Source organism: Tenacibaculum profundi (assembly GCF_057162725.1).
The window spans coordinates 3,400,482-3,424,739 of record NZ_CM169894.1 but is presented as its reverse complement, the minus strand read 5'-3'; the positions used below and the strand labels follow the sequence as shown (position 1 = coordinate 3,424,739).

The following is a 24,258-nucleotide window of genomic DNA, read 5'->3' as shown; positions in this document are numbered from 1 at the left end:
AATCTTTATTTACAGTTTAAATTTTTAATTCAATTTTACGATTAAGTATTAGTCAAAGTGCATGCCATAGAGTTTTAAACTACCTTTTGGCAGGCACATACGCACTTAATACAAAAATTAGTGTCATATTGACACTATAACTGTAAATCAATGTAACTCTGATAAACTAATTTAATATTTGCATACGTATTTAATAATGCCTTTTCTATTTCTTTTTTAGATTTATAACAAACTTCGGTTATCCCCTCTTCCAATTGAGGTTTTAATAGTTGATTGGAACTAGAGTGCATTAAATACCAATGAGTCTCTTTTAACCTTTTATTTTCTTTATAAACGAATAAATGATAGGTAACTAATAATAATTTCTTAAGGGAAATATTCCCTATACCGCATTCCTCTTCAACTTCTCTAATGGCTCCTTCTTGAATCTTCTCCCCTTTTTCAACTCTTCCTTTCGGTAGATCCCACTTTCCTTCTCTAAAAATAAAAAGTACTTCTTCTCTTTCATTAATCACTAAACCTCCACCTGCAACTACGGGTTTATAAACTTTTTTTATTTTATTAAAATCTCTTTCTTTGTTTGTAGAGAATAAATAAACACCTTTAAAAATAGCTGATTTTAATTTTTCAACCACTTCTTCAAAAATAATGTTATTAAAAAAAAGTAATGGATAATCTTTTTCATTATTTGTTGAAGTTGTTAAAATTATTGGTTTATCATTAATAAAAACTTTATACATTTGTGATATGGATTTTAACAAAGATACAGCAAAAGAAACAGCTGAACTTCTTCTAAAGATAAAAGCTATAAAACTAAGTCCGAAAACTCCTTTCACATGGGCCTCTGGATGGAAATCACCAATATATTGTGACAATAGAATAACACTATCATATCCTCCTGTCAGAAACTTTTTAAAAGAAAAAATAGCCAAATTAGTCGAGAACAAATACGGTAAACCAGATGTAATTGCAGGGGTAGCAACCGGAGCCATTGCAATCGGTATTTTAGTTGCTCAAGAATTAGGAATTCCTTTTATTTATGTACGCCCAAAACCTAAAAAACATGGTCGTAAAAATCAAATAGAAGGCTATTTTGAAAAAGGTCAAAATATTGTAGTGATTGAGGATCTAATAAGTACAGGGCAAAGTAGTCTTGAAGCTGTACAAGCGCTAAAAGAGGCTGAAACTAATGTTAAAGGTATGGTAGCTATATTTTCATATGGCTTTGAGGTTGCCTCAGATAATTTCAAAAAACATAATATTGAATTAAGTACTCTAAGCAATTTTAATTTTTTAATAGCACAAGCTTTAGATAATAATTATATTTCTAATGAAGAGCTAAAAACTCTTGAGCAATGGAGACTTAATCCTAAAGAATGGAAGCAAAACTAAACCCTTAAATAAAAATAAATAATGGATATAATAGGAAATACGGTAACTACAAATAAATCTCCAGAAGAATTATTCAAATTTTTAACGAAACTTGAAAATTATGAGCAGTTAATGCCTGAAAGCACTCAAAAATTCGAAGTTGATGGTGATAGTTTTATTTTTGGGCTAAAAGGAATGCCTGAGATAAGATTGGTTATGAAAGAAAAAACGGAGTTTTCTAATGTAACTCTTGGTGCAGCTAGTAGTAAACTACCTTTTACACTAACGTCTGAAATAAGTAAATTATCTGAAAACCAAAGTAACATTATCTTAAAATTTAATGGTGATTTTAATCCCATGATGGCCATGATGGTAAAAAAACCATTGACAAAATTTATAGAAACGTTAACTAAAAATATTTCTGCACTTTAAAGCAAATAAATTTAGGAAAATGAGACTTCTTTGACGCCATACTCTTGAACTGTTTCATTATCTAACTCTATTTTGAGTTTACCTTCTGGTGACACGCCAATAATTTTACCCATAAACAAAACATTCTGATTCGTTCGAAACATATTTGGAATGTTTTTTTTGTACAACACATTTAAATACCTATTTTCCAGCACCCTAAGATTTTTGTTTTCTAAATCCTTTAGATTTTTTTCTAGTTTTTTGAGTACTTTATCTAACATACTATTTAATTCAATCTCTTTTCCAATAACATCTTTAACAGAGATTGCGTTTAACTTATTCTCAGAAGTAAATTTTTGATTTACATTTAGTCCGATTCCTATTACTGAAGAGGATATAATTTCTCCTTTTAAACTGTTTTCAATTAAAATACCAGATATTTTTCTTTTTCCTGCCATTATGTCGTTTGGCCATTTTATTGAAATTTTGGGTATCTTCATTTCATAAAGGGCTTCATAGACACTTAACGACACACTGAAATTCAAGAATTTCTGATGCTTAATTGGTAAATCATTTATACGAACAAATACACTAAAAGTAAGGTTTTTACCGTTCTCAGAAATCCATTTTGTATGAATCTGACCTCTTCCTGAAGTTTGATTTTTTGCCCATAAAACTGTAAAATTTTCAATTAATGAATCTTCTGCCATTTTCTTCAAAAAAGTGTTTGTAGAATCGATGGCATCAAGTTTGATTATTTTCATTATAGTATTCAAAGTAAAACTAGTACCAATATTACACAATTTACTCGCAAAAAAATAATAACTTTGCTAAAACTTTATTTTTGTTAATGATAAAAAAACAACCCAGTACAGACGATCTATTAGCTGTCATTATAAAAGGAATTGATGATGTCAAGGGGCAAAATATACAGCTCCTAGACTTAAGAGAGATTGACAACACAGTGTGTGATTATTTTGTTATTTGTTCAGGAAACTCAAATACTCAAGTAGATGCAATTTCTGGATCAATACAAAAAGCAGTAGGAAAAGAATTAAAAGACAAACCTTGGCATGTTGAAGGACAAGGTAACTCAGAGTGGGTTTTGATGGATTATGTAAATGTTGTGGTACATATTTTTCAAAAACATGTGCGTGAAATCTATGATATAGAAAGTCTTTGGGGCGATGCAAAAATAACCCAAATTAATCCCGCTTAATTTATAACCGATTGAAACAAATTTTATGAGCGACAATAAAAAAAACACACCTAAATTTAGTTTTAATTCCTTTTGGATTTATATTCCCATTGCAATTTTATTCATAGGTCTTACATTTTTCAATTCTGGAAACATGGGATCTAGTGATATTTCAAAAAACGAATTTTCTGAAATATTAAATGAAAACGACATCGAAAGGATACTGGTAGTAAACAAATCCTTTGCGGAAATATATATAAAAGATGAAGCTGTAAAAAAAGAGCGTCATAAAAAAATAATGAGTAATCCTTTTCACAGAAAGGGAGCACCTCTTTATACTTATAATTTTGGAGATCTTCAGAATTTTGAAAAAAACCTTCAAGAATCAAGAATAAAAAATAATCTAACTTTTGATATAAAAAATGGTGAAAGAACAAGCTTTATTGATGGTATTGTAAGTTTTCTTCCTTTTATTTTACTTATTGTTATTTGGTTATTTTTTATGAGACGAATGTCAGGAGCAAACGGAGGAGGTGCTGGAGGACAAATCTTTAACATAGGAAAATCACGAGCTACATTATTTGATAAAGATACAAAAGTAAAAACAACATTTAAAAATGTAGCTGGTTTGGAAGGAGCTAAAGAAGAAGTTCAAGAAATCGTTGATTTTTTAAAGAGTCCAGAAAAATACACTAAACTTGGAGGAAAAATTCCAAAAGGAGCTTTATTAGTTGGTCCTCCTGGAACAGGAAAAACATTACTTGCCAAAGCTGTAGCAGGAGAAGCAGGAGTTCCATTTTTCTCACTTTCAGGATCGGATTTTGTTGAAATGTTTGTAGGTGTTGGAGCCTCACGTGTTCGGGATTTATTTAAACAAGCTCAACAAAAATCTCCTTCAATAATATTTATTGATGAAATTGATGCCATAGGTAGAGCGAGAGGAAAGAATAGTATGACTGGAGGAAATGATGAAAGAGAAAACACCTTAAACCAATTATTAACTGAAATGGATGGTTTTGGTACAGACACTAATGTAATTGTATTAGCTGCAACAAACCGTGCTGATATACTCGATAAAGCCTTAATGAGAGCTGGTCGTTTTGACAGACAAATATATGTAGACCTTCCTGATCTAAGTGAGCGTAAAGAAATTTTTGAAGTACATGTAAAACCCTTGAAACTAGAACCAAGTGTTGATGTTGAATTTTTAGCACAACAAACGCCTGGTTTTTCGGGAGCTGATATTGCTAATCTTTGTAATGAAGCTGCACTTATAGCTGCAAGAAAAAGTAAAGACCTTATTGAACACCAAGATTTTTTAGATGCTGTTGATCGGATAGTGGGAGGATTAGAAAAGAAAAATAAGGTAATTACTCCTAAAGAAAAAAAGGTTATTGCTTTTCATGAAGCTGGTCACGCGACAGTAAGCTGGATGTTAGAACATGCTGCTCCATTAGTTAAAGTAACTATAGTTCCTAGGGGACAATCTTTAGGAGCCGCATGGTATCTACCCGAAGAAAGAAAAATTGTTCAAACAGAGCAAATGCTTGATGAAATGTGCGCTACCATGGGGGGTAGAGCTGCTGAAAAACTTATTTTTGATAAAATATCAACAGGTGCGTTAAGCGATCTTGAAAAAGTAACAAAACAAGCTAGAGCGATGGTCACGGTATATGGTCTAAATGATAAAGTCGGAAACATTACGTATTATGATTCTTCTGGAAATGATTCTTTTGTAAAACCATATAGCGATTCAACTGCAAAAATTATTGATGATGAAATATCACAAATAATAGAAGGACAGTATATTAGAGCTATTAAAATCTTAAAAGAAAATAAAGATAAGCTTACATTACTAGCAGAAAGGCTGCTAGAAAAGGAAGTTATTTTCAAAAATGATCTAGAAAAAATATTTGGAAAAAGACCTTTTGAAAAAGATGAAATAAAAAACGAAACTCAAAATAAAATTACAGAAGAATAAGCTTTTTATTTTAATGAATTTTTTCAAGAAATTATTTAAATCAAACAAATCATCTAAAGAAGAAATCAATAACGAATTTGTTAACCTCTCTTTAGATGATTTGTTTGTGCATAACTTTATCAATAAAGGAGGAAAGTTTCTATATTCTACAAGTATTGATGAAATTATTACCAACTTAGAAAACATAATTAAAGAAAACAGCTGGAATCAAATTACATGCACTGATTTCGATTTAGTAAAATTAATTCCTGAGAATTTAGTAAATATAAAAAGTGAACCATATAAATTTACTCCCTTTTTCACACCATGTGAACATTTAATAGCAAATAAAGGAGATATTCTATTCTCTTCCAACCAATTAAGGAGTAAAAAAATCAACGAACTACCAGAGTGTTTTATTGTTTATGCAACAACAAGTCAGTTAGTAAAAAATACAAGTGAAGGCTTAACAGGTATTAAAACGCATTTTAAAGGAAATATCCCCACCAATATAAGCTCTGTAACCAATTACAAAATACAAAAGAATAATGATGATTTTTTAAGCTATGGCAGCAGTAATTCTAAAAATCTTTATTTACTTCTTTTCGAAGATCTATAAAAAATGAAAAACATAGTAAAAAGAAGTATTTCTGCACTTATTTATGCTACTCTATTTATTTGTGCTACCATATATTCGATCGAGTCATATACAATTTTAGTAACACTTATTTCTGCCATATGCCTATGGGAGTTCAATAAAATTATTCGTTTAAAAAGTATAATTCCTTTTCTTATTTTACCTCTTTCTGTTTTTTATCAAAAAACACTATTATCAAATAAAACAATTCTTATACTACTAGTCATCACAATAGTAAGTTCAATACGACTTATCGTCAGCTTATATTCTAAAAAAAATAAAATCATCAATAAACAGTTTGACAAATTTGATCTTTCGATTACTTATGTTATTCTTCCTTTTCTTTTTCTAACTCAATTACCAGTTATTAATGGTATTTATGATAAATATCTTACAGTTTATATTCTTTTATTAATTTGGTCTAATGATAGTTTTGCCTTCTTTTTTGGTAAAAATTTTGGTAAAAACAAATTATTTGAAAGTGTATCTCCAAAGAAAACAATTGAAGGTTTTATAGGAGGTGCTTTATCTTCTCTTATTTTAGGTGGAATAATTGGTTTCTATTCATCGTTATTCTCTATTTTTGATTGGATCTTTATTTCTTTAATCATTTCAATTTTTGGTACATTGGGTGATTTAGTAGAATCTAAGTTTAAAAGATTGGCCAATATAAAAGATAGTGGCACTATTATGCCTGGACACGGGGGCTTGCTTGACAGACTTGACAGTCTGTTTTTTTTAAGTCCTTTTGTATATTTGTATATTCATTTTATAATTTAGTCAGTAACTTTTTTCTTTTATGCAAGAAAATAATCTTGATTCTGAGTTTAATAAGGCCTTCAAAAAAGCATCAAACATAGAAAGCAAACTTCCTCCTGATGTAATGCTTCGGCTGTATGCATACTATAAGCAAGCTGTAAAAGGAGATCAATTTTCAACTTATAATGATAAAGGACTAAGAAATGCTTTCAAATTCAATGCATGGATTCAACTTAAAGGAATGAGTCCCAAACAAGCTAAAAAAGAATATATCAAACTTGTTAATTCAATAATAGATGAAATCGATTAACAATAGTTTGTATTTAATCTATTGTACTTATCTTTATATTTTAATTTAGACTCTAAATCAATTATTATGAAAAACTTAGCATTGTGCTTATCAACATGTCTATTTTTTATGCAGTTAATTTCTTGTAAAAAAGAAACAAATAAGACAGAACAGAATAAACCTATTGTTGAAAAAAAACAAGCTCCTTTTTCGTTGCAAAATGCACAAAATACAATAAGTTGGACTGCTTATAAAACTACTGAAAAAATTCCTGTTAAAGGACAGTTTAAAAAAGTAAAAATTACTTCTGGTGGTGAAGGTAAAAATATAAAAGAAGCTATTAATAACGCTAGCTTTTCAGTTCCGGTGAGCAGTATTTTTACAAGCGATACTAGTAGAGACTACAAAATAAAAAAATTCTTTTTTGGCGTTATGGACAAAACCCAATTATTATCTGGAAAATTATTTTTAGAGAATGATTCAATTGGCTATACCGAAATTACGATGAATGGTGTAACAAAAAAGTTACCTTTCATTTATAATCTGAATAATAAAATATTTAGCTTAAAAGCTGCGATGAAAATTAGCCAATGGAAAGCTGAAAAAGCTCTTGATTCTCTTAATGCAGTTTGTAAAGACTTACATAAAGGTGCAGATGGCGTATCAAAAACATGGGATGATGTTGATATTGAAATTACTACAGTATTTAAATAATAAAACATCGCTAATTTAAAAATAAAGCCTTAGATATTTATATATACTAAGGTTTCTTTTTTTTAATAACTCCACACACACTGAGTAGTATTACTGATATCATTTTTTATAAATTAGAATCGATTATTTATTTTATCAATCAAACTTCTTTTAAGACTTTCATTATCTCCAAATAGCCATCTTAAGACATTTCCTTCCCACATATCGTCTCTTTCATCTTCCGATATAATTTCTCTATTAATTGCTAAATCTAATATCTTCCCAGGGTAAGAAGATTGTTTATGACTTTCCATTTCTCCCAAAGGATAAGGATCATCTAGTCCAATTAATACTTGCTTAGAACCTTGATTTTTTATCAATAAATCTAAAGAACCTGTATCATGCACTAGTGTATCAAAGAAAATATTTTTATGACCAACCGCTTTTCTTGGGTGTTCTTTACCTTCAAATAAATCAGGCCTACCATCAAAGCCCTGAATTCTTCTACCTAGATTCATTTGCGCTAATTGCCCACCGTGAGCAAAACAAATTCTCATATTAGGATATTTATCATAATAACCATTTAATGTTAAGAAGTGATAAGCATCAGCACATTGAGCTAACATCCATATCAAATGAAATCTCCATGAAGTATTTTCAAGTTTAATAAACTTTTCACCATCATATGGATGAATTTCTACGGCTAAATTGTATTCATTAGCCAATTCAAAAATAGGTTCATTTTCTTCATCAAAAATACATCGCCATGTCCCTATAGTATCCATGTAATGTGTAGGCAAACACAACAAACTCATGTCTAGCTCCTTTACACATCTTTCAATTTCCCAACAAGCTCCTCTTACAAAACCTGGATGAACAACAAAACCACATGTAAACTTAGAGGGGTGATCTTGTTGTACCCTTGCATTAAAATCATTTTGAAACCGAAGCGCCTGTTTCATTTCCTCTAGACGTAAACCATTTCCATATAATTGAGAAAGATTGAGAACTACGGCATGATCTATATCAAAATGTTCCATCCAAGCTAGCTTCTCATTAAGAAAAAAACTAGAATCAGTTACTGGGCGTTTCCAGTTTTTTTGTAACATGAACTTTTTATCTTTATCTACCCAAAAAATCCCTTTATCTTTCATAAATTGCGGTATCTCTTCAGGGTATGGTAACAAATGGGAATGCCCATTAATACGAAGTCTTTTTTTCAAATTTCTAATTTTTATTTTTTTATCGGTGCTTCCATTTTCGTACCACAAATTGAACAAGTGCATTTATTTATATCGGAATAATACCTGTCAAAAATTTTAGGCATATCAGTTTCAATATTATCTAAAGCAAATTCTTCTCTATACAATTTGTTACCACAGTTTTCACAGTACCATTCAAGGGCATCCTTTACATTTTCAGGTCGTGGATACTCTATTACCAAGCCAACTGTATTTGCTTTTCGTTGCGGTGAATGTGGTATTTTACTTGGTAATAAATATATATCACCTTCTTTTATATCAACATTGATCATTTCCCCCTCATCGTTAATAATTTTCAAAACCATATCTCCCTCTATTTGATAAAAAAACTCAGGTGTTTCGTTATAATGGTAATCTTTTCTTCCATTAGGTCCGCCAACTACCATGACAATGTATTCTCCGTCTTTCCATATTTGTTTATTACCAACGGGAGGTTTTAATAAATCACGATTTTCATCAATCCATCTTTTAAAATTTAACGGCTTTACTAGCTTACTCATACTATTTAAATTTAGAAAAGTTTATATTCATTAAAAAGTTTAAATAATGATTTTTATTTACTCTTTTTTTAGTGCTATTTTTACTGTAAATCTAATACCGTTCCTATATCTCAGCCTTACAACCGTTTTGAAAAAAATTCCAGTTGTTTTTTGTTTTTAATTTACAATAAAAATTCATCTTATTGAGTCTACAAAATATGTTTATTTACAATTATATTTACAGGCTTTTTGTCCTCCCTCCATCTACAGGAATATTTATCCCATTAATAAAACTAGCCTTTTCACTAGCTAAAAAAGCAATTGCATTAGCTACTTCAGAAGGTTCTGCAAATCTTTTTGCTGGTGAAGCATTTTTCATATGTGCACTTATTTCCTCTGGAGTTTTTCCTGTTTTATTTGCCTTATTAACAATAATTTCGTTTAATCTTTTCGTATTCGTTGCTCCTGGAAGCACGTTATTAACTGTAATTTTATACTGACCAAGTTCATTGGCCATTGTTTTAGACCAATTGGCTACAGCTCCCCTTATAGTGTTAGAAACACCCAAACCATCTAAAGGTTGTTTAACCGAGGTAGAAATTATATTAATAATTCTTCCATATTCTTGATCTTTCATGAAAGGAACTGTAGCCTGTGTTAAAATATGGTTACATTTCAAGTGTTGTGCAAAAGCTATGTCAAACTCTTCTAACTTAGCATCAAATACAGGTCCGCCAGCAGGACCTCCTGTGTTATTAACTAAAATATGAAAGTTCAAGCTTGTCTGCTTCAATTTATTTTTAAGCATATTAGGGTCGGAAAAATCTGCTACCAAATACCCGTGTTTTTGACTTTGGTTTGGTAATTCTTTTAAAACCTTTTTTAGCTTTAACTCATCCCTAGCTAATAAAGTTACATTAACCCCTTCTTCAGCTAATAATATTGCTGCTGCCTTTCCAATTCCTTGCGTGCTTCCACATATTAAAGCATTTTTATTTCGTAACTTTAAATTCATTGTTTTTAATATTTTATACAGATATTTTTTAACTCTGTGAAAAAGCGAAGTGCTTCAAACCCTCCCTCTCTTCCGATTCCACTAGCTTTCATACCTCCAAAAGGAGTTCTGAGGTCTCTAAGCAACCAAGTATTTACCCATAAAACTCCTACTTCTAAACACTTACTAACTCGCATTGTTCTATTTAAATTATTGGTCCATAAAGTAGCTGATAGACCATACTTTACACCATTTGCCATTTCTATGACCTCTTTCTCTTTTTTAAAAGGCATCAATGTTACTATTGGTCCAAAAATTTCTTCCTGATTTAATCTACATTGATTGTCCTTCACTTCAATAACTGTTGGTTGTAAATAGTAACCTTTCTCACATCCTTCGATATTTACCTTTTCTCCTCCATAAAGAATTTTACCTCCATAATCTTCACTAGCATCAATATAAGACTTTACTTTCTCTAAGTGCTTTTTCGAAACTAAAGCACCTATATCTGTACTCTCATCAAATGGATTTCCTACTTTTAATTTACCTACTTCCGCTATAAAATCCTTTTTAAATTTCTCATAAATACCCTCTTCTACAAAAATTCTACTTCCGCATAAGCAAATTTGTCCTTGATTTGCAAAGGAAGAACGAACTGTAGTTATTAACATGTCTTCATAATTACAATCTGAAAATATAATATTAGGATTCTTTCCTCCAAGTTCGAGTGATAATTTTTTAAACATTGGGGATGCTATTTTTGCAATATGTGAACCAGTAATAGTTCCTCCCGTAAACGATATGGCTTTAATTTCAGGATGTTTTACTATAGCTTCTCCTGCAGAACTTCCTTTACCATGAACTATGTTTAGAACACCTTTTGGTAAACCTGCTTGATTACATATTTCACCAAGCAAAAAAGCACTCAACGGTGTAATTTCACTTGGCTTTGCAACGACACAGTTTCCTGCCGCAATTGCTGGAGCTATTTTCCATGTAAATAAATAAAGTGGTAAATTCCATGGTGATATACACCCCACTATTCCTAAAGGTTCTCTAACTGTAAAATTAAAAGCATCATAGCCAACACTTTCATGTGAGTCTGAAGAAAATTGTGTAATAGCATTTGCAAAAAACTGAAAATTAGACGATGCTCTCGGAATATCTATTTTTTTTGCTAGAGCTAATGGTTTCCCATTATCTTTTGCCTCAGCAGTAGCTAGTTCTTGTTGTTTTTCTTGAATAAGTCTTGCAATTTTAGCTAAAATTTCACTCCGCTTATTCAATGTACTATTTGACCATATAGGAAAAGCTTTTTTTGCTGCATCAACTGCCATTTGAATGTCTTTAACAGATGAATTAGGAATTTTCCCATAAACTTCACCATTCGAAGGATTCAAATTATCAATCCATTCATCATTCGTTGGATTCACAAATTCCCCCCCAATGTAATTCTTAATAATTTGTTTCATGCTTTGTTTATTACTTAGGCATATATGCAACCACCTTCATTTCTATTAACAAATGAGGATGTGGTAATTGATGAACTGCAACTGTTGTTCTTGTTGGACCATCATAATCAAAATATTGTGAATAGATTTCGTTATAACCTCCAAAATCGTTCATATTCGTAAGGAAAGAACTTACATCAATAATATGTTCTAAACTAGCTCCTACTTCTACTAAAATATCTTTAATATTCTCAATTACTGCACGTGTTTGTTTCCTTATGTCCAGATTTGTCGTTCCAAACTCATCTACCTCAACCCCTTCAAAAGTATTATCTGGTCTTCTCGAGCTCGTTCCAGAAACATAAATAAAATCACCTACTCTTTTTACATGAGGAAATTTACCTCGGGGGATGGCCTTTCCTTTTATTACTTTGCTATTCATTTTTTTCTTTATTTATCACTTATTACAACTATTTACTTCTTTCAAACTCTATATATATTAAAATTCTAAAAAAACTTGATTTAGGAGAGTCCCGCTACCTCATCTTCCTTCAATATTTCTTGTGTTTCAACCTGAACTCTTTTTAGAAGTAGTAATAATTCTTCTTTACAGGAATTATCTTTTATTCTCAATTGATTATTAGCTATTAAATTGAGCAAAGCTTTATCCTGAGCATTACCTTTGGTTCGAGCTTCATTGTATCCAATCCCCTCATTAAAAGTTACCATTGAATATTTTGAATAATATTCTTTCGGAAAATTTTTCTCAAGTTCCATTTCTAAAGCACGCTTTTCTTTAAACAATGGATTTGCCACATGATCACGCATTTCATAATAGTTCTCAATTGCTAAATTGCCAATAGCATCGGTGTCGATCTTTCTTCGTTCTTGATAAACTTTAAATACAACCTCCCAATCTCCCTCATATTCATTTAATACGCTATCAAGCACACAAACATCTTCAAAAGAAGCATTCATTCCTTGACCATAAAAAGGAACTATAGCATGGGCTGCATCTCCTATTATTAATGTTTTTCCTTTATAACACCACGGAGAACATTTAATGGTTCCTAGTGGACCGGTCGGATTATTGGCAAACTCTGAGGCTACATCTGGAATTAATTCCAGTGCATCTGGAAATTGCTCTTTAAAAAATTTTTTTATGCTATCTTCTGAGGATAAATTTTTAAAATTATATTCATCTTTTTCGTAACTCAAAAATAACGTAACTGTAAAACTACCGTCTAAATTAGGCAATGCGATCAACATATAACCTCCTCTAGGCCAAATATGTAAATAATCTTTACTAATTTGGTGCTTCCCTTCAGTGTTCGCTGGGATCTCCAACTCCTTATATCCATGTGCTAAATAATCTTGACTAAAACTGAACAAGAATTTCTTGTCTAAATAATAATTTTTTCGCAGAACAGATCCTGCTCCATCTGCTCCAAAGATCACATCAGCCTCTATTTCAAACTCCTCTTTTGTCTTATAATTTTTAAACAGAGCTTTGGTATTATCTATATCAACGGATAAACATTTCGAATTAAAATAAACTACTACATTTTCATGAGCTTCTGCTTCATTAAGTAAAATTCCATTTAAATCCCCTCTAGAAATAGAATTAATATACTCTCCTTCTCTTCCTGAGTAATTCGAAATAAATGTTCTTCCTTCCTTATCATGCATTAATCTACCATACATAGGTATACAAATATTTTTTACCTTTTCATCAATACCTGTCAAGCGTAATGCTTTAATCCCTCTATTAGAGAGCGCTAAATTGATTGAACGACCTGATGAAACATCTTCTTTTCTAAGGTCGGATCTACTTTCAAAAACTGTTACCTTGTAACCTCTCTGCGCCAACCTAAGCGCCAGTAGACTCCCGCATAGCCCTGCTCCAATAATTAATACTCTATCTTTTTTTATCATTTTTTATTCTTTTATAATTTTAAAATCATAAATTACTATTAAATAAAAATTAGAAGTCAAAGTAATTTTCTTAAAATTTCTACCATTCTAAAAACATCTTCAAAACTGTTATACATTGGAACTGGTGCACAACGAATAACATCTGGTTCGCGCCAATCGGTAATTATATTTTCATTTATTAATTTTTCGTGTAATTTCTTATCTGCATTTTTTACTTGAATAGAAAGTTGACACCCTCGTTCTTTTGGATTTTTAGGAGTAATCACCTTAATTCTATCTGTTTTAATTTCATTTATTAAAAACTCAAAGTAACCTGTTAATCTTTCTGACTTAGACCGTAGAGCATCCATTCCTATTTCGTCAAACATATCTATAGAAGCTCGTATAGCAGCCATTGATAATATTGGAGGATTACTTAATTGCCAGCCTTCAGCACCAGGCATAACATCAAAAGGTTGGCGCATATTAAAACGAGTATCTTTGTTATGATTCCACCATCCAGCGAAGCGAGGTAAATTTTTATTATATGCATGTCTTTCATGGACAAATAGCCCTGCTAAACTTCCAGGACCAGAATTTAAATACTTATAAGTGCACCAAGCTGCAAAGTCAATTCCACTTTCATGAAGTTTTGGTAAAACATTTCCCACTCCATGAGCCAAATCAATCCCTATAATACAATTACGACGATGACCTATCTCTGCTATTCGTTTTAAATCTAAATATTGCCCGGTATAATAATTTACTCCTCCAACTAATATTAAAGCTATTTCTTCCCCCTCATTTTCAATAATTTCTTCAAGATCTTCAATCTTTAATAACTCTTCTCCTTCTCTAGGGTTCCACTCAACAAGGCCATCTTCTATATTGTAACCATGAAAATTCAATTGTGACTCTACAGCATACCTATCAGACGGAAAGGCATCTGATTCAATTACTATTTTGTACTTCTCTTTCGTTGGTCTGTAAAAAGAAACCATCAGTAAATGCAGATTAGTAGTTAACGTATTCATAACAACTACTTCTTTAGGCTTTGCTCCAACAATCTTCGCCATACCCTCGGTAAGGAATTCATGATATGGTAACCAAGGAGTTTTCCCTTCAAAATGCCCTTCTACACCAAACTTAGCCCAATCATCAAGCTCTTGTTGAATGTATTTTTGTGTTCTCTTAGGTTGCAACCCTAAAGAGTTTCCTGTAAAATAAAGCCATTCATTACCGTGCTTATCTTTTGGAATATGAAATTCTTTTCTAAGATAAGAAAGTGGGTCGTTCTTATCTTGTTGTAGAGCATATTCTAGCGTGTTTTGATGCATGCTTATCTATTTTAAAATTAGATAGATTATTTAAATAAAATTTAATTTTTATTAAAATTCGTTTCACTATTTAAAACGGTGTTTTATAAAATTAACTATTTTTTTATATATTAGCAAGTAAAAAGAAAGAATTAACCTTGGAATCAACTGATAATGACAAAAAATTAAATCTATCTATTATCAAAGCTTTTGAATTATTAAATGCTTTCACAGTAGAAAAAAATACATGGGGAGTTAGAGAACTTGCGCAAAAAACAGGGTACAACAAAAGTACGGTTTATAGAATATTAAATACCTTGTCAGTACTTAATGTTATTCATCAAAACTCAAATGACAAATATAGCTTAGGCAGTAAATTATTTGAACTAGGTAATAGGGTTTCTATTTATAAATCAATCCGCAAACTCTCCAATGATTCGATTAAAAAAACCGCGCTTGAAATTCAAGAAACAGTTCTATTAAGCATCATAAAAGACAATCAAGTTTTTCATATCAATAAAGCAGATAGTTTACATGGTTTAAAAATGAACACATCAATTGGGGCATACCAACCTATTTATGCAACAGCGTCAGGCAAACTTTTATTTTCTTTTTTAGACGAGGATGAAAAAGAAAATATCATAAACAATACTGATTTAAAAAAATATACTAAAAACACAATAACATCTAGAAATGAACTATTAAAAGAGCTGGAGAAGATTAAAAATCAAGGTTTTGCTTTAGACATTGAAGAACTAGAACCAGGGCTTATTTGTATTGCCATCCCTGTTAAAAATAAAAATGGAAACATTATTGCTTCTCTAAGTGCCTCAGGACCTTTAAGTAGGTTTAGAATGAAAAACATTACCAAATACATTGGTATTCTAAATAAGGAAATAAAAAATATAGAGAAAGCTTTTTATGATTTTGAAAACCTTTCTTAAAACTTCACCTTTTGAACATAAATTTATTGAGCTATAAACACACTTTCTTCGATTTTAAGTTATAGATTTAAGTAAGACAACTTCTTTTCTTTATGTTAATATAAATATTTACTTTCTAAGTAAAGAAAAATGGCCTTCATATTTATAACTATTATCTAGCTTATCTGTTAGACTCATAAAAAACCAATAATCGTCACTTGGCATTCTTTTTCCTTTTAATTTTCCGTCCCACCCTAATCCAAAAACAGAGTCATTATACATAACGTTTCCTAGCCTATCAACTACTGTTATTTCTCCTCTTTTATATAAAGCTTGATCTAAACCTTTAACTACCCAAATATCATTCTCTCCATCATTATTTGGAGTAAAAAACCTAGGCAGTCTTAATATATTAAAATCAATTTCAGCATTAGGCTGACAACCATTAACGTCTCTAATAATCAACTTATATTTCCCTGAATCTAAATTTTCAAACTCTGAATTCAGTTGAAATGGACGTTGCACTCCCTCCTCACTTTTGATACTAAATTCATAATTTCCAACTCCTATATTTTCTCTTTTTACAATAACTTTATATTCATTTAATGTACTTGTTAAGTCATCATAAATAAGAATATCGTTTTTATTAACAGTTGGACTTCCTGACAAACCCACTACTACATATTTAACACGATTACAACCTGTTAAAGCATTAGTTACAGTCAATTCATACTCACCTGCGTCAGAAATCATTAATTGTTTATTAACACCTAGTACAGATGACATACCTTTATGCCTCCATTTATAAGTGTAATTTAGACTGTCATTCACTATATCAGATTTTAATGTCACAAAAGAATTTTGACATAAAAAAGCTGGCGCGGTAATTGTAAAATCAGGTAATGGATTTACAGTTAATGTCACATGATGCCCTAACCCTAAACAATCATTATTTATTTTACTATCAACTCTAACATAAATCTTTTGTTGGTATGGAGAATTTACATTTCGATAACTTGAAATATTCTTAATTACATTAACCTCTGATAAAGCATCTGATTGATTCTCATAATAACTTATAATTACTTGTTGATTTATATTCTCAAACATACGTTTTATTTCTCCATCAACAGAACTAAAATCAAATAACGACACCCCATTTAAATTATCATTTTCAATATCATCACAGCTCTCAAACTCTCTCAAGAAATTATCTGGTATATTAGTTGTTGATACCCTAAGTATGATCTCCTTAATTTTAAAGCATCCTTTTTCATTTTCTATACGACTCCAAATATTAGTAGTTGACGGTATGCTATTTTTATAAGCCATCGTGTTAATAATTTGACTCACATTATTCTGTGCATTTACTAGACTTTCATAAAATGTTATACTCTCATTCTCATGGTTTGTGGAAATTTTACTTTTTGCCTCCTCTAAATTGAAAAAAGTTATGGCATCAATATCATCATCACATTGAACTAGTTCAACAGTGTTTGACAACTTTGGAGTAGGCACCGTCACTAATTTAACTTTTGAGATGTTACTACAAAAGCTATTAGTTTTATTTACAACACGCACATAAATTTCTTGCTCATTTTGAGTAGCATTAGTATAGCTATTACTTAGAGACCTCTCATTATTTCTGGCGTCTACCTCAGTAAGGTGATAAGAAAAATTATAATCACTAGGGCTACCAGAAACCAAAACGGTGGCATTTATATCACTCAAACTAAAATTAACAAAACCATCATTATCTTGGTCACAGACTTCCAAACTTGTTTCCTGAATATTTGCTCCGTTTAGAACTTTAAGGTTGAAATTAGATATGGTGTAACAACCTGTTATACTATTTTCTAATCTTACATAAATTTTTTGGTCATTTGAGGAATTAACAAAGCTACTTGGATTTGAAATTGGATTAGCTCCTGTATTAGCATCTGTATTATTAGCATAATAATTAATCGTTACATTACCCTGATTACCAATCACAAAATTATTTTTTGTCAAATCAAATACTGCTATCAAGTCATCAAAAGGAGCCTTATTATCACACTCTTCGAGGTCTATTGTCGATCCAGAAGGAATCTCTACCTGTGGAGCGTCGTTAAACTCAGCTGTTCCAGTCCAATCAATTGTAAAGTTACTGCTTCCAATCGGCCTATCAATAACGATAAAATATCGTTCTCCAGCTTTAACATCAATTGAAGACACAAAACTATCTCCATTAGCACCTGGTCCCTCTGAACTATCATTAGCTGCAAGAGACATCCCTGTGTGATTATTAGATAATCTTGCTGCCGCAGGGTTTGTTGTTGAGCACCGTATGGCCTGACCTAAATTTGTACAACTAGCATTAGGACCAAAAACAAAAAAATCAAAATCTTCATTTATATCCGTTGATTTTGGTTTAAGTGTAAAAGCTAATTTACCCCCATTTTTAATAGTTACATCAAACCACAAACTATTATGCTCTTGACTGGCACAAGAATTTGTTCCAAGTAACTCTTGTATTCCTGGTCCAGAAACTTCAATATTATTAAAACCTTCATTTCCGCAAACTATTAAGGGCATACTACAATCATTCTGACCCCACAAAGCTCTAGTTGTAATTATAAAAATAAACAGTAAATAGCTATTTTTCATATTTTCTTTTGAACTGATTAGTATAAAACTCTAAATCTAATCGTTCCTTCAACTTTTTTAAGATCACTTATAACTTCTTGATTATACTTTTTATTAACATCTGTAATAACATAACCAACTTTTTCATCAGTTGACAAATACTGTCCAATAATATTTAATTCAAATTTAGCTAGGACTTTATTTATTTTAGCCATCACCCCTGGAACATTTTTATGAATATGCAAAAACCTATGCGCATCTTTATGCTTTGGCAGTCTAATATTTGGAAAATTTACGGCATCAACTGTGTTTCCGGAGTTAATATATGCCATAATTTTACTAGGTACAAAATCTGCAATGTCTCTTTGGGCTTCTTCTGTACTTCCTCCAACATGAGGAGTTAAAATGACGTTATCTAAACCTTTTAATTTTGTATAAAAATTACCATTTTTTCTTGGCTCTTCAGGATATACATCAACAGCTGCTCCGGCTAGCTTCCCTGATTCAAGAGCCTCTACTAAAGCCTCTATATCAACCACAAAGCCTCTTGACAAATTAACTAAGTGAGCCCCATTTTTCATCTGAGCTATTTCTTCCCTACCTATAAAATTTTTATTATTAGAATTATCGTCAATATGAAGGGTAACAACATCCGAGATGTTCAATAATTCTTTAAGTGAATTTATTTTAGTAGCATTTCCCAGAGCCAATTTATCTTCTACATCATAATAATAAACATCCATACCGAGTGCTTCTGCCAAAACTGATAATTGCTTACCTATATTTCCATAACCGACAATTCCTATTTTTTTTCCTCTAACTTCTTTTGAACCCTGTGCTGTTTTATTCCATTGTCCATTATGTATCTCTGTACTTCTTTGAAACACACTTCTCATAAGCATAATAATCTCGCCAATAGCTAATTCAACCACTGAACGTGTGTTACTGTAAGGAGCATTAAAAACAGTGATCCCTTTTTCTTTACATGATTCAAGATCAATTTGCTTTGTTCCAATACAAAATGCAGAAACAACCATTAATTTTTCTGCTGCCTCAATGACTTTCTTGGTCACTTGGGTCTTTGATCGAATACCTAAAACATGTACCTCTTTAATTCTTTCAATCAATTCATTTTCGGATAAACTTTTTGATTCAGTTTCTACTGAAAATCCATCTTCTATTAGTCTTTTTTTTGCATCCTCATGAATATTCTCAAGCAGAAGTATTTTAATTCTATTTTTCGGATATGATATATTTCTTGGCAAATCGTTTATAAATAAAAATTCGTCTAAATTTGGAGTAACATGGTCTGCTTTTGCAATCGTTTTGTTTCTTAAAACATTTTCTGTATATGCAAAAAACTTATCAGCCACTCCTGCTTCTTTGGTTACATAATCGCTATAACCATCTCCAATTACTTGTATTTCTCCTTTAAGGTTTAAATCTTTCAAGCATTTTATTTTTCCATTATGCTTTGACAAAACATTATCTCTATCAAAACCTACAATGGTTCCATCATCTCCAAACTCAAAAGTATTTGCATATACTCTTTCTCCTGGTATGTTATACTCCTTAACAATAGGTTCTATAAACTCCTTAAAACCAGCTGAAATAACATAGATATTATCAGAATAGCTTTCAAAAAATTCTTTATTCCTCTCAATAGATTTTGACACTTTCTTTCTTAACTCCTTTATTAAAAGCTCTAAATCTGACTTTTTTGCGTTTAATAACTTAATTCTTCGCTCTAATGATTCAGTAAATGAAATTTCTCCATCAACGCCAAGATTAGTCAAATTTACAATCCCTTCAATTATTTCGTCTTTTTTAGGGTTATTCGCTAAGGTAATCTCTGCTAAAACATCTAAAGCCTCGACCCTAGTTAAAGTGCTGTCAAAATCAAATATATAATTTCGTTTCGTAGCGTTCAATGTATTCATCTTTTAGTATATATTGTGTTGTGATGTGCAAATTACAAAGGTTCTGACAAAAAAGTATCACAAAACGATAACATTTTTAAAATCGCTTTTTTTTACTTAAAAAAATTTATTATTTTGTTTTCTAACCTTTTAAACTGTAAGTATTATAAACCAAATTATAGGAATTGCTTCAACTATGAAAGAGCTATAAAAAAACGATTGTTTTTCTGAAGCTCTCATTAAAAGAACAAGAGTAGTTATAAAAACAACAAAAAAACATTTCAAAAATTTTGGATCATTTGAAATAATTAACTCTAACACTAAACACAATATAAGAACTAGCAAACCAACTCTTTTTGTAGCTCTCAATCCAATTTTTTGCGGTAAGGTACGTAATGAAGCGGCATCGTAATTCATGTCTCTAATATCAAAGGGGAGTACAAATACAAAAATCAATAAAAATCTTTGGGCAGTCATCAATATTAAAGTGCCTTTATTTTCAATATTTATTCCATAATCATATATAGGTAAAACAACGGTTAAACTACTCCATACTAGTGCTACAATGAGTATTTTTAGATAAGAAATACTTCGAAGATTTTTACGAAACCCCTCTATGAAAGGAACAGCATATAAAACAGTTATAATACCTAAAGGAATGATAAAAAGAATTGTTTTTAAATTTAGCTGCAACAAATAATAACAAAAAAAGAGAAGACAACAGAAAGAGAAAAACTGAATTTGTTTTAAGTTTTTAATAGAGCCGCTGTAATGCAACTTGGAAACTTCAAAATACTTGATGAAGTTATATGCTATAATGGTACCAAAAAAAAGAAAATTACTCAATTCTTCCTTTTGAGTAAAACCCCAATATACATAAGTGATATTCAGTAAACAATACACAGATAATGCTACATGTATACTAGAATTAATGTAAAACCTTAAGGCTATTTTTAAATAATTCATACAGCAAAAATAAAGCTTCAAATAACAACTAAGATAATAGTTTACAAATAATCAATTTACAATTAAAAAGATAGAGAAGAAATCACGAATTTTCGTTATTTTTGAAACACCAAAAACAGACAGCACAAATGAACACAAATTCATTTCAATTAAGACATATTGGTCCTAATGAAAAGGATCAAGAAAAAATGTTAAAAGTTATAGGTATTGCCTCTCTAGAAACTCTTATTGACGAGACAATTCCTGATGATATTCGTTTAAATACTGACCTCAACTTAGCACCTGCTTTAAGTGAATACGAATATCTAAATCATATTAACGAACTCGCTCAAAAAAACAAAGTCTTTAAAAGTTACATTGGCCTTGGGTATCATGAAGCTATCTTGCCTAGTGTAATTCAAAGAAATATACTAGAAAACCCTAGTTGGTATACTGCTTACACACCATACCAAGCTGAAATTGCTCAAGGAAGACTTGAAGCCTTACTAAACTTTCAAACATTAGTTTGTGATCTTACTGGTATGGAATTAGCTAACGCCTCTTTATTAGACGAAAGTACAGCAGCAGCTGAGGCTATGACACTTCTTTTCGATGTAAGAGAAAGAAGTAAAAAGAAATCGGGAGCGAATAAATTTTTTGTGTCAAATGAAATTTTACCTCAAACACTATCTGTTTTAAAAACGAGAGCTGTTCCTATTGGTATTGAATTAGTTATTGGTAATCATGAGGAGTTTGATTTTTCCAACGATTTCTTTGGAGCACTTATTCAATACCCTGGAAAATATGGTCAAATTTTTGATTATTCGGATTTTATTAATTCCGCAAACTCAAACAATATAAAAGTTGCTGTTGCTGCGGACATACTATCGCTAGTAAAATTAGAAGCTCCAGGAAAATTGGGTGCTGATGTTGTAGTTGGAACTACGCAACGCTTTGGAATCCCGCTAGGTTATGGAGGTCCACATGCAGCCTATTTTGCCACAAAAGAGGCCTATAAAAGAAGTATTCCTGGTAGGATTATAGGCGTCACTAAAGATAAAAATGGTAACCGTGCCTTGAGAATGGCTCTTCAAACTCGCGAACAACATATTAAAAGGGAAAAAGCAACTTCTAATATTTGTACAGCACAGGTATTACTTGCCGTTATGGCTGGGATGTATGCTGTGTATCATGGTAAAGAGGGACTTCAATACATTGCTGAAAGGGTACATAATGCCACAACCACTTTAGCCTCTGCGCTAGACAGACTTGGATTTAAACAAAAGAACACATCATATTTTGATACACTACTTATTGAAGTTGAAACTAAACAACTAAAAGAAGTTGCCGAAAAAAAAGGAATCAATTTTAATTATATTGATGACAATAACATTTCTATTTCAATCAATGAAACGGTTGGATTGAAAGAAATAAATGACATTATTGATTGTTTCGAACAAGCTTTCAATATTAAAGACATCGATGTTAAGGAATTCATTTCTAACGATGTTATACCAAAAGAAATTCAAAGAAAAACAACCTTCTTAACGAATGAAGTTTTTAATAAGTATCATTCAGAAACCGAAATGATGCGATATATTAAAAAACTTGAGCGCAAAGATTTGGCTTTAAATCATTCTATGATCTCATTAGGTTCTTGTACCATGAAATTGAACGCTGCCTCTGAAATGCTTCCGCTTAGCAATCCAAATTGGGGTAATATCCACCCATTTGTTCCTATTGAGCAGGCTAAAGGTTACCAAGAAGTTTTAAAAACTTTAGAAACCCAATTAAATAGCATCACTGGTTTTGCTGGAACTTCTTTGCAACCTAACTCAGGTGCTCAAGGAGAATTTACTGGACTGATGGTTATTAGAGCTTATCATCAGGCAAATGGAAATGGAAACAGAAATATCTGTTTAATTCCTTCATCTGCTCATGGAACTAATCCAGCTTCAGCAGTTATGGCAGGAATGAAAGTTATTGTTACGAAAACAGACGAAAATGGCAATATTGATATTGATGATTTACGTTTAAAGGCAGAACAGCACAAAGACAATTTAGCTGCTCTAATGGTAACTTATCCATCTACACATGGAGTATATGAAAAGTCCATCAGAGAGATTACACAAATAATTCACACAAATGGTGGACAAGTCTACATGGATGGAGCCAATATGAATGCGCAAGTTGGACTCACTAATCCAGCAACCATTGGCGCCGACGTTTGCCATTTAAATTTACATAAAACTTTTGCTATTCCTCATGGCGGTGGTGGTCCTGGTGTAGGGCCTATTTGCGTAGCTCCACAACTAGTACCTTTTTTACCTACAAATCCTGTAGTTAATACCGGAGGAGAGAAGCCAATCTCTGCAATTTCAGCAGCTCCATGGGGATCTGCTTTAGCTTGCTTAATCTCATATGGATATATAAAAATGTTAGGAGGTGAAGGATTAACCAATTCTACAAAATATGCCATCTTAAACGCTAATTACATGAAAGAACGCTTACATGGGCATTTTGACACACTTTACACGGGTGAAATGGGTAGGGCAGCACACGAAATGATTCTTGACTGTAGAGCTTTTAAACAAAACGGAATTGAAGTAGTTGACATCGCTAAAAGATTAATGGACTATGGATTTCATGCTCCAACAGTTTCATTTCCTGTAGCTGGAACGATTATGGTTGAACCTACCGAAAGTGAAAGTCTTGAAGAATTAGATCGCTTCTGTGATGCCTTAATATCTATAAGAAAAGAAATCGATAGCTCAACATCAAGCGATACAAACAACTTATTAAAAAATGCTCCTCATACACAAGAGATGCTAACTTCAGATGAATGGGACTTACCCTATTCAAGAAAAGAAGCTGCATTTCCATTGGACTACATCAGCGAAAATAAATTTTGGCCTTCAGTCAGACGTGTAGATGATGCTTATGGCGATCGAAATTTAATATGTTCATGCAACCCTATTGAGGATTACATCGAAGCTTAAATAATAAATAAGCCTTAAATTAAATAAAAAAAGAGTAACAATATTGTTACTCTTTTTTTATTTAATGCATTTCCCATTCAACCTTAAAAACAGACCACTAAACGAGGGAACAC

The 24,258-nt window shown here is 31.4% G+C and carries 22 protein-coding genes; 10 read left to right on the top strand and 12 right to left on the bottom strand.

Annotation, left to right across the window (positions count from 1 at the left end):
- Positions 1 to 134: 134 nt before the first annotated feature.
- Complete coding sequence (locus AC2GW8_RS13855; RefSeq protein WP_440880465.1) at positions 135 to 740, bottom strand: NUDIX hydrolase; 606 nt, start codon at positions 738 to 740, stop codon at positions 135 to 137.
- A 7-nt stretch (positions 741 to 747) separates the two neighbouring features.
- On the opposite strand from AC2GW8_RS13855, the gene pyrE reads away from it, so the two are divergent.
- Both pyrE and AC2GW8_RS13845 read left to right on the top strand, forming a co-directional pair.
- Positions 748 to 1,392, top strand: a complete 645-nt coding sequence (pyrE, locus tag AC2GW8_RS13850) for an orotate phosphoribosyltransferase (RefSeq protein ID WP_440880464.1) — start codon at positions 748 to 750, stop codon at positions 1,390 to 1,392.
- 21 nt (positions 1,393 to 1,413) lie between these two features.
- Entirely contained in the window at positions 1,414 to 1,803 is a 390-nt protein-coding gene (locus tag AC2GW8_RS13845; RefSeq protein WP_440880463.1) for an SRPBCC family protein, read from the top strand.
- A gap of 11 nt (positions 1,804 to 1,814) precedes the next feature.
- On the opposite strand, the gene AC2GW8_RS13840 is transcribed toward AC2GW8_RS13845, so the two are convergent.
- Positions 1,815 to 2,546: a biotin--[acetyl-CoA-carboxylase] ligase gene (locus AC2GW8_RS13840; protein WP_440880462.1), complete on the bottom strand. Its 732-nt coding sequence runs from the start codon at positions 2,544 to 2,546 to the stop codon at positions 1,815 to 1,817.
- An 86-nt stretch (positions 2,547 to 2,632) separates the two neighbouring features.
- Here AC2GW8_RS13840 and rsfS point away from each other — a divergent pair, with 86 nt between their 5' ends.
- The 6 genes from rsfS (at position 2,633) to AC2GW8_RS13810 (ending at position 7,339) form a co-directional block, all read left to right on the top strand.
- On the top strand, positions 2,633 to 3,001 hold the full coding sequence (gene rsfS / locus AC2GW8_RS13835; protein ID WP_440880461.1) for a ribosome silencing factor: 369 nt from the start codon (positions 2,633 to 2,635) through the stop codon (positions 2,999 to 3,001).
- Between the two features lie 25 nt (positions 3,002 to 3,026).
- Positions 3,027 to 4,961, top strand: coding sequence for an ATP-dependent zinc metalloprotease FtsH (gene ftsH / locus AC2GW8_RS13830; protein ID WP_440880460.1), 1,935 nt, complete (start codon positions 3,027 to 3,029; stop codon positions 4,959 to 4,961).
- Between the two features lie 13 nt (positions 4,962 to 4,974).
- Entirely contained in the window at positions 4,975 to 5,559 is a 585-nt protein-coding gene (locus AC2GW8_RS13825; protein WP_440880459.1) for an LUD domain-containing protein, read from the top strand.
- 3 nt (positions 5,560 to 5,562) lie between these two features.
- Positions 5,563 to 6,357, top strand: a complete 795-nt coding sequence (locus AC2GW8_RS13820; protein ID WP_440880458.1) for a phosphatidate cytidylyltransferase — start codon at positions 5,563 to 5,565, stop codon at positions 6,355 to 6,357.
- A gap of 19 nt (positions 6,358 to 6,376) precedes the next feature.
- A complete protein-coding gene (locus AC2GW8_RS13815; RefSeq protein WP_440880457.1) occupies positions 6,377 to 6,646 on the top strand; it encodes an acyl-CoA-binding protein in 270 nt (89 codons plus the stop codon).
- Positions 6,647 to 6,712: 66 nt separating this feature from the next.
- Entirely contained in the window at positions 6,713 to 7,339 is a 627-nt protein-coding gene (locus tag AC2GW8_RS13810) for a YceI family protein (RefSeq protein WP_440880456.1), read from the top strand.
- A 113-nt stretch (positions 7,340 to 7,452) separates the two neighbouring features.
- Here the strand turns inward: AC2GW8_RS13810 and AC2GW8_RS13805 are convergent, their stop codons facing one another.
- The 7 genes from AC2GW8_RS13805 to kynU form a co-directional block, all read right to left on the bottom strand.
- Positions 7,453 to 8,541, bottom strand: a complete 1,089-nt coding sequence (locus AC2GW8_RS13805) for an amidohydrolase family protein (RefSeq protein ID WP_440880455.1) — start codon at positions 8,539 to 8,541, stop codon at positions 7,453 to 7,455.
- 11 nt (positions 8,542 to 8,552) lie between these two features.
- The gene (locus tag AC2GW8_RS13800) at positions 8,553 to 9,080 is read right to left on the bottom strand and encodes a 3-hydroxyanthranilate 3,4-dioxygenase (RefSeq protein WP_440880454.1); all 528 of its coding nucleotides are present in this window, start codon (positions 9,078 to 9,080) and stop codon (positions 8,553 to 8,555) included.
- A 217-nt stretch (positions 9,081 to 9,297) separates the two neighbouring features.
- Positions 9,298 to 10,074: an SDR family oxidoreductase gene (locus AC2GW8_RS13795; RefSeq protein WP_440880453.1), complete on the bottom strand. Its 777-nt coding sequence runs from the start codon at positions 10,072 to 10,074 to the stop codon at positions 9,298 to 9,300.
- 5 nt (positions 10,075 to 10,079) lie between these two features.
- Positions 10,080 to 11,525, bottom strand: coding sequence for an aldehyde dehydrogenase (locus tag AC2GW8_RS13790; RefSeq protein WP_440880452.1), 1,446 nt, complete (start codon positions 11,523 to 11,525; stop codon positions 10,080 to 10,082).
- 10 nt (positions 11,526 to 11,535) lie between these two features.
- The gene (locus AC2GW8_RS13785) at positions 11,536 to 11,946 is read right to left on the bottom strand and encodes a RidA family protein (RefSeq protein ID WP_440880451.1); all 411 of its coding nucleotides are present in this window, start codon (positions 11,944 to 11,946) and stop codon (positions 11,536 to 11,538) included.
- Between the two features lie 80 nt (positions 11,947 to 12,026).
- Positions 12,027 to 13,439: an FAD-dependent oxidoreductase gene (locus AC2GW8_RS13780; RefSeq protein ID WP_440880450.1), complete on the bottom strand. Its 1,413-nt coding sequence runs from the start codon at positions 13,437 to 13,439 to the stop codon at positions 12,027 to 12,029.
- 56 nt (positions 13,440 to 13,495) lie between these two features.
- Complete coding sequence (kynU, locus tag AC2GW8_RS13775; RefSeq protein ID WP_440880449.1) at positions 13,496 to 14,755, bottom strand: kynureninase; 1,260 nt, start codon at positions 14,753 to 14,755, stop codon at positions 13,496 to 13,498.
- A gap of 137 nt (positions 14,756 to 14,892) precedes the next feature.
- On the opposite strand from kynU, the gene AC2GW8_RS13770 reads away from it, so the two are divergent.
- Complete coding sequence (locus AC2GW8_RS13770; RefSeq protein ID WP_440880448.1) at positions 14,893 to 15,678, top strand: IclR family transcriptional regulator; 786 nt, start codon at positions 14,893 to 14,895, stop codon at positions 15,676 to 15,678.
- Positions 15,679 to 15,786: 108 nt separating this feature from the next.
- On the opposite strand, the gene AC2GW8_RS13765 is transcribed toward AC2GW8_RS13770, so the two are convergent.
- From AC2GW8_RS13765 to AC2GW8_RS13755, 3 genes are all read right to left on the bottom strand, one after another.
- Positions 15,787 to 18,231 carry an FIDD domain-containing protein gene (locus AC2GW8_RS13765; RefSeq protein ID WP_440880447.1) on the bottom strand — a complete coding sequence of 815 codons (2,445 nt, stop codon included), beginning with the start codon at positions 18,229 to 18,231 and terminating at the stop codon, positions 15,787 to 15,789.
- An 89-nt stretch (positions 18,232 to 18,320) separates the two neighbouring features.
- Positions 18,321 to 20,213, bottom strand: coding sequence for a phosphoglycerate dehydrogenase (serA, locus tag AC2GW8_RS13760; protein WP_440882222.1), 1,893 nt, complete (start codon positions 20,211 to 20,213; stop codon positions 18,321 to 18,323).
- Between the two features lie 138 nt (positions 20,214 to 20,351).
- A complete protein-coding gene (locus tag AC2GW8_RS13755; protein WP_440880446.1) occupies positions 20,352 to 21,167 on the bottom strand; it encodes a UbiA prenyltransferase family protein in 816 nt (271 codons plus the stop codon).
- 128 nt (positions 21,168 to 21,295) lie between these two features.
- Here AC2GW8_RS13755 and gcvP point away from each other — a divergent pair, with 128 nt between their 5' ends.
- Positions 21,296 to 24,145, top strand: a complete 2,850-nt coding sequence (gene gcvP / locus AC2GW8_RS13750; RefSeq protein WP_440880445.1) for an aminomethyl-transferring glycine dehydrogenase — start codon at positions 21,296 to 21,298, stop codon at positions 24,143 to 24,145.
- The last annotated feature ends 113 nt before the right edge of the window (positions 24,146 to 24,258 follow it).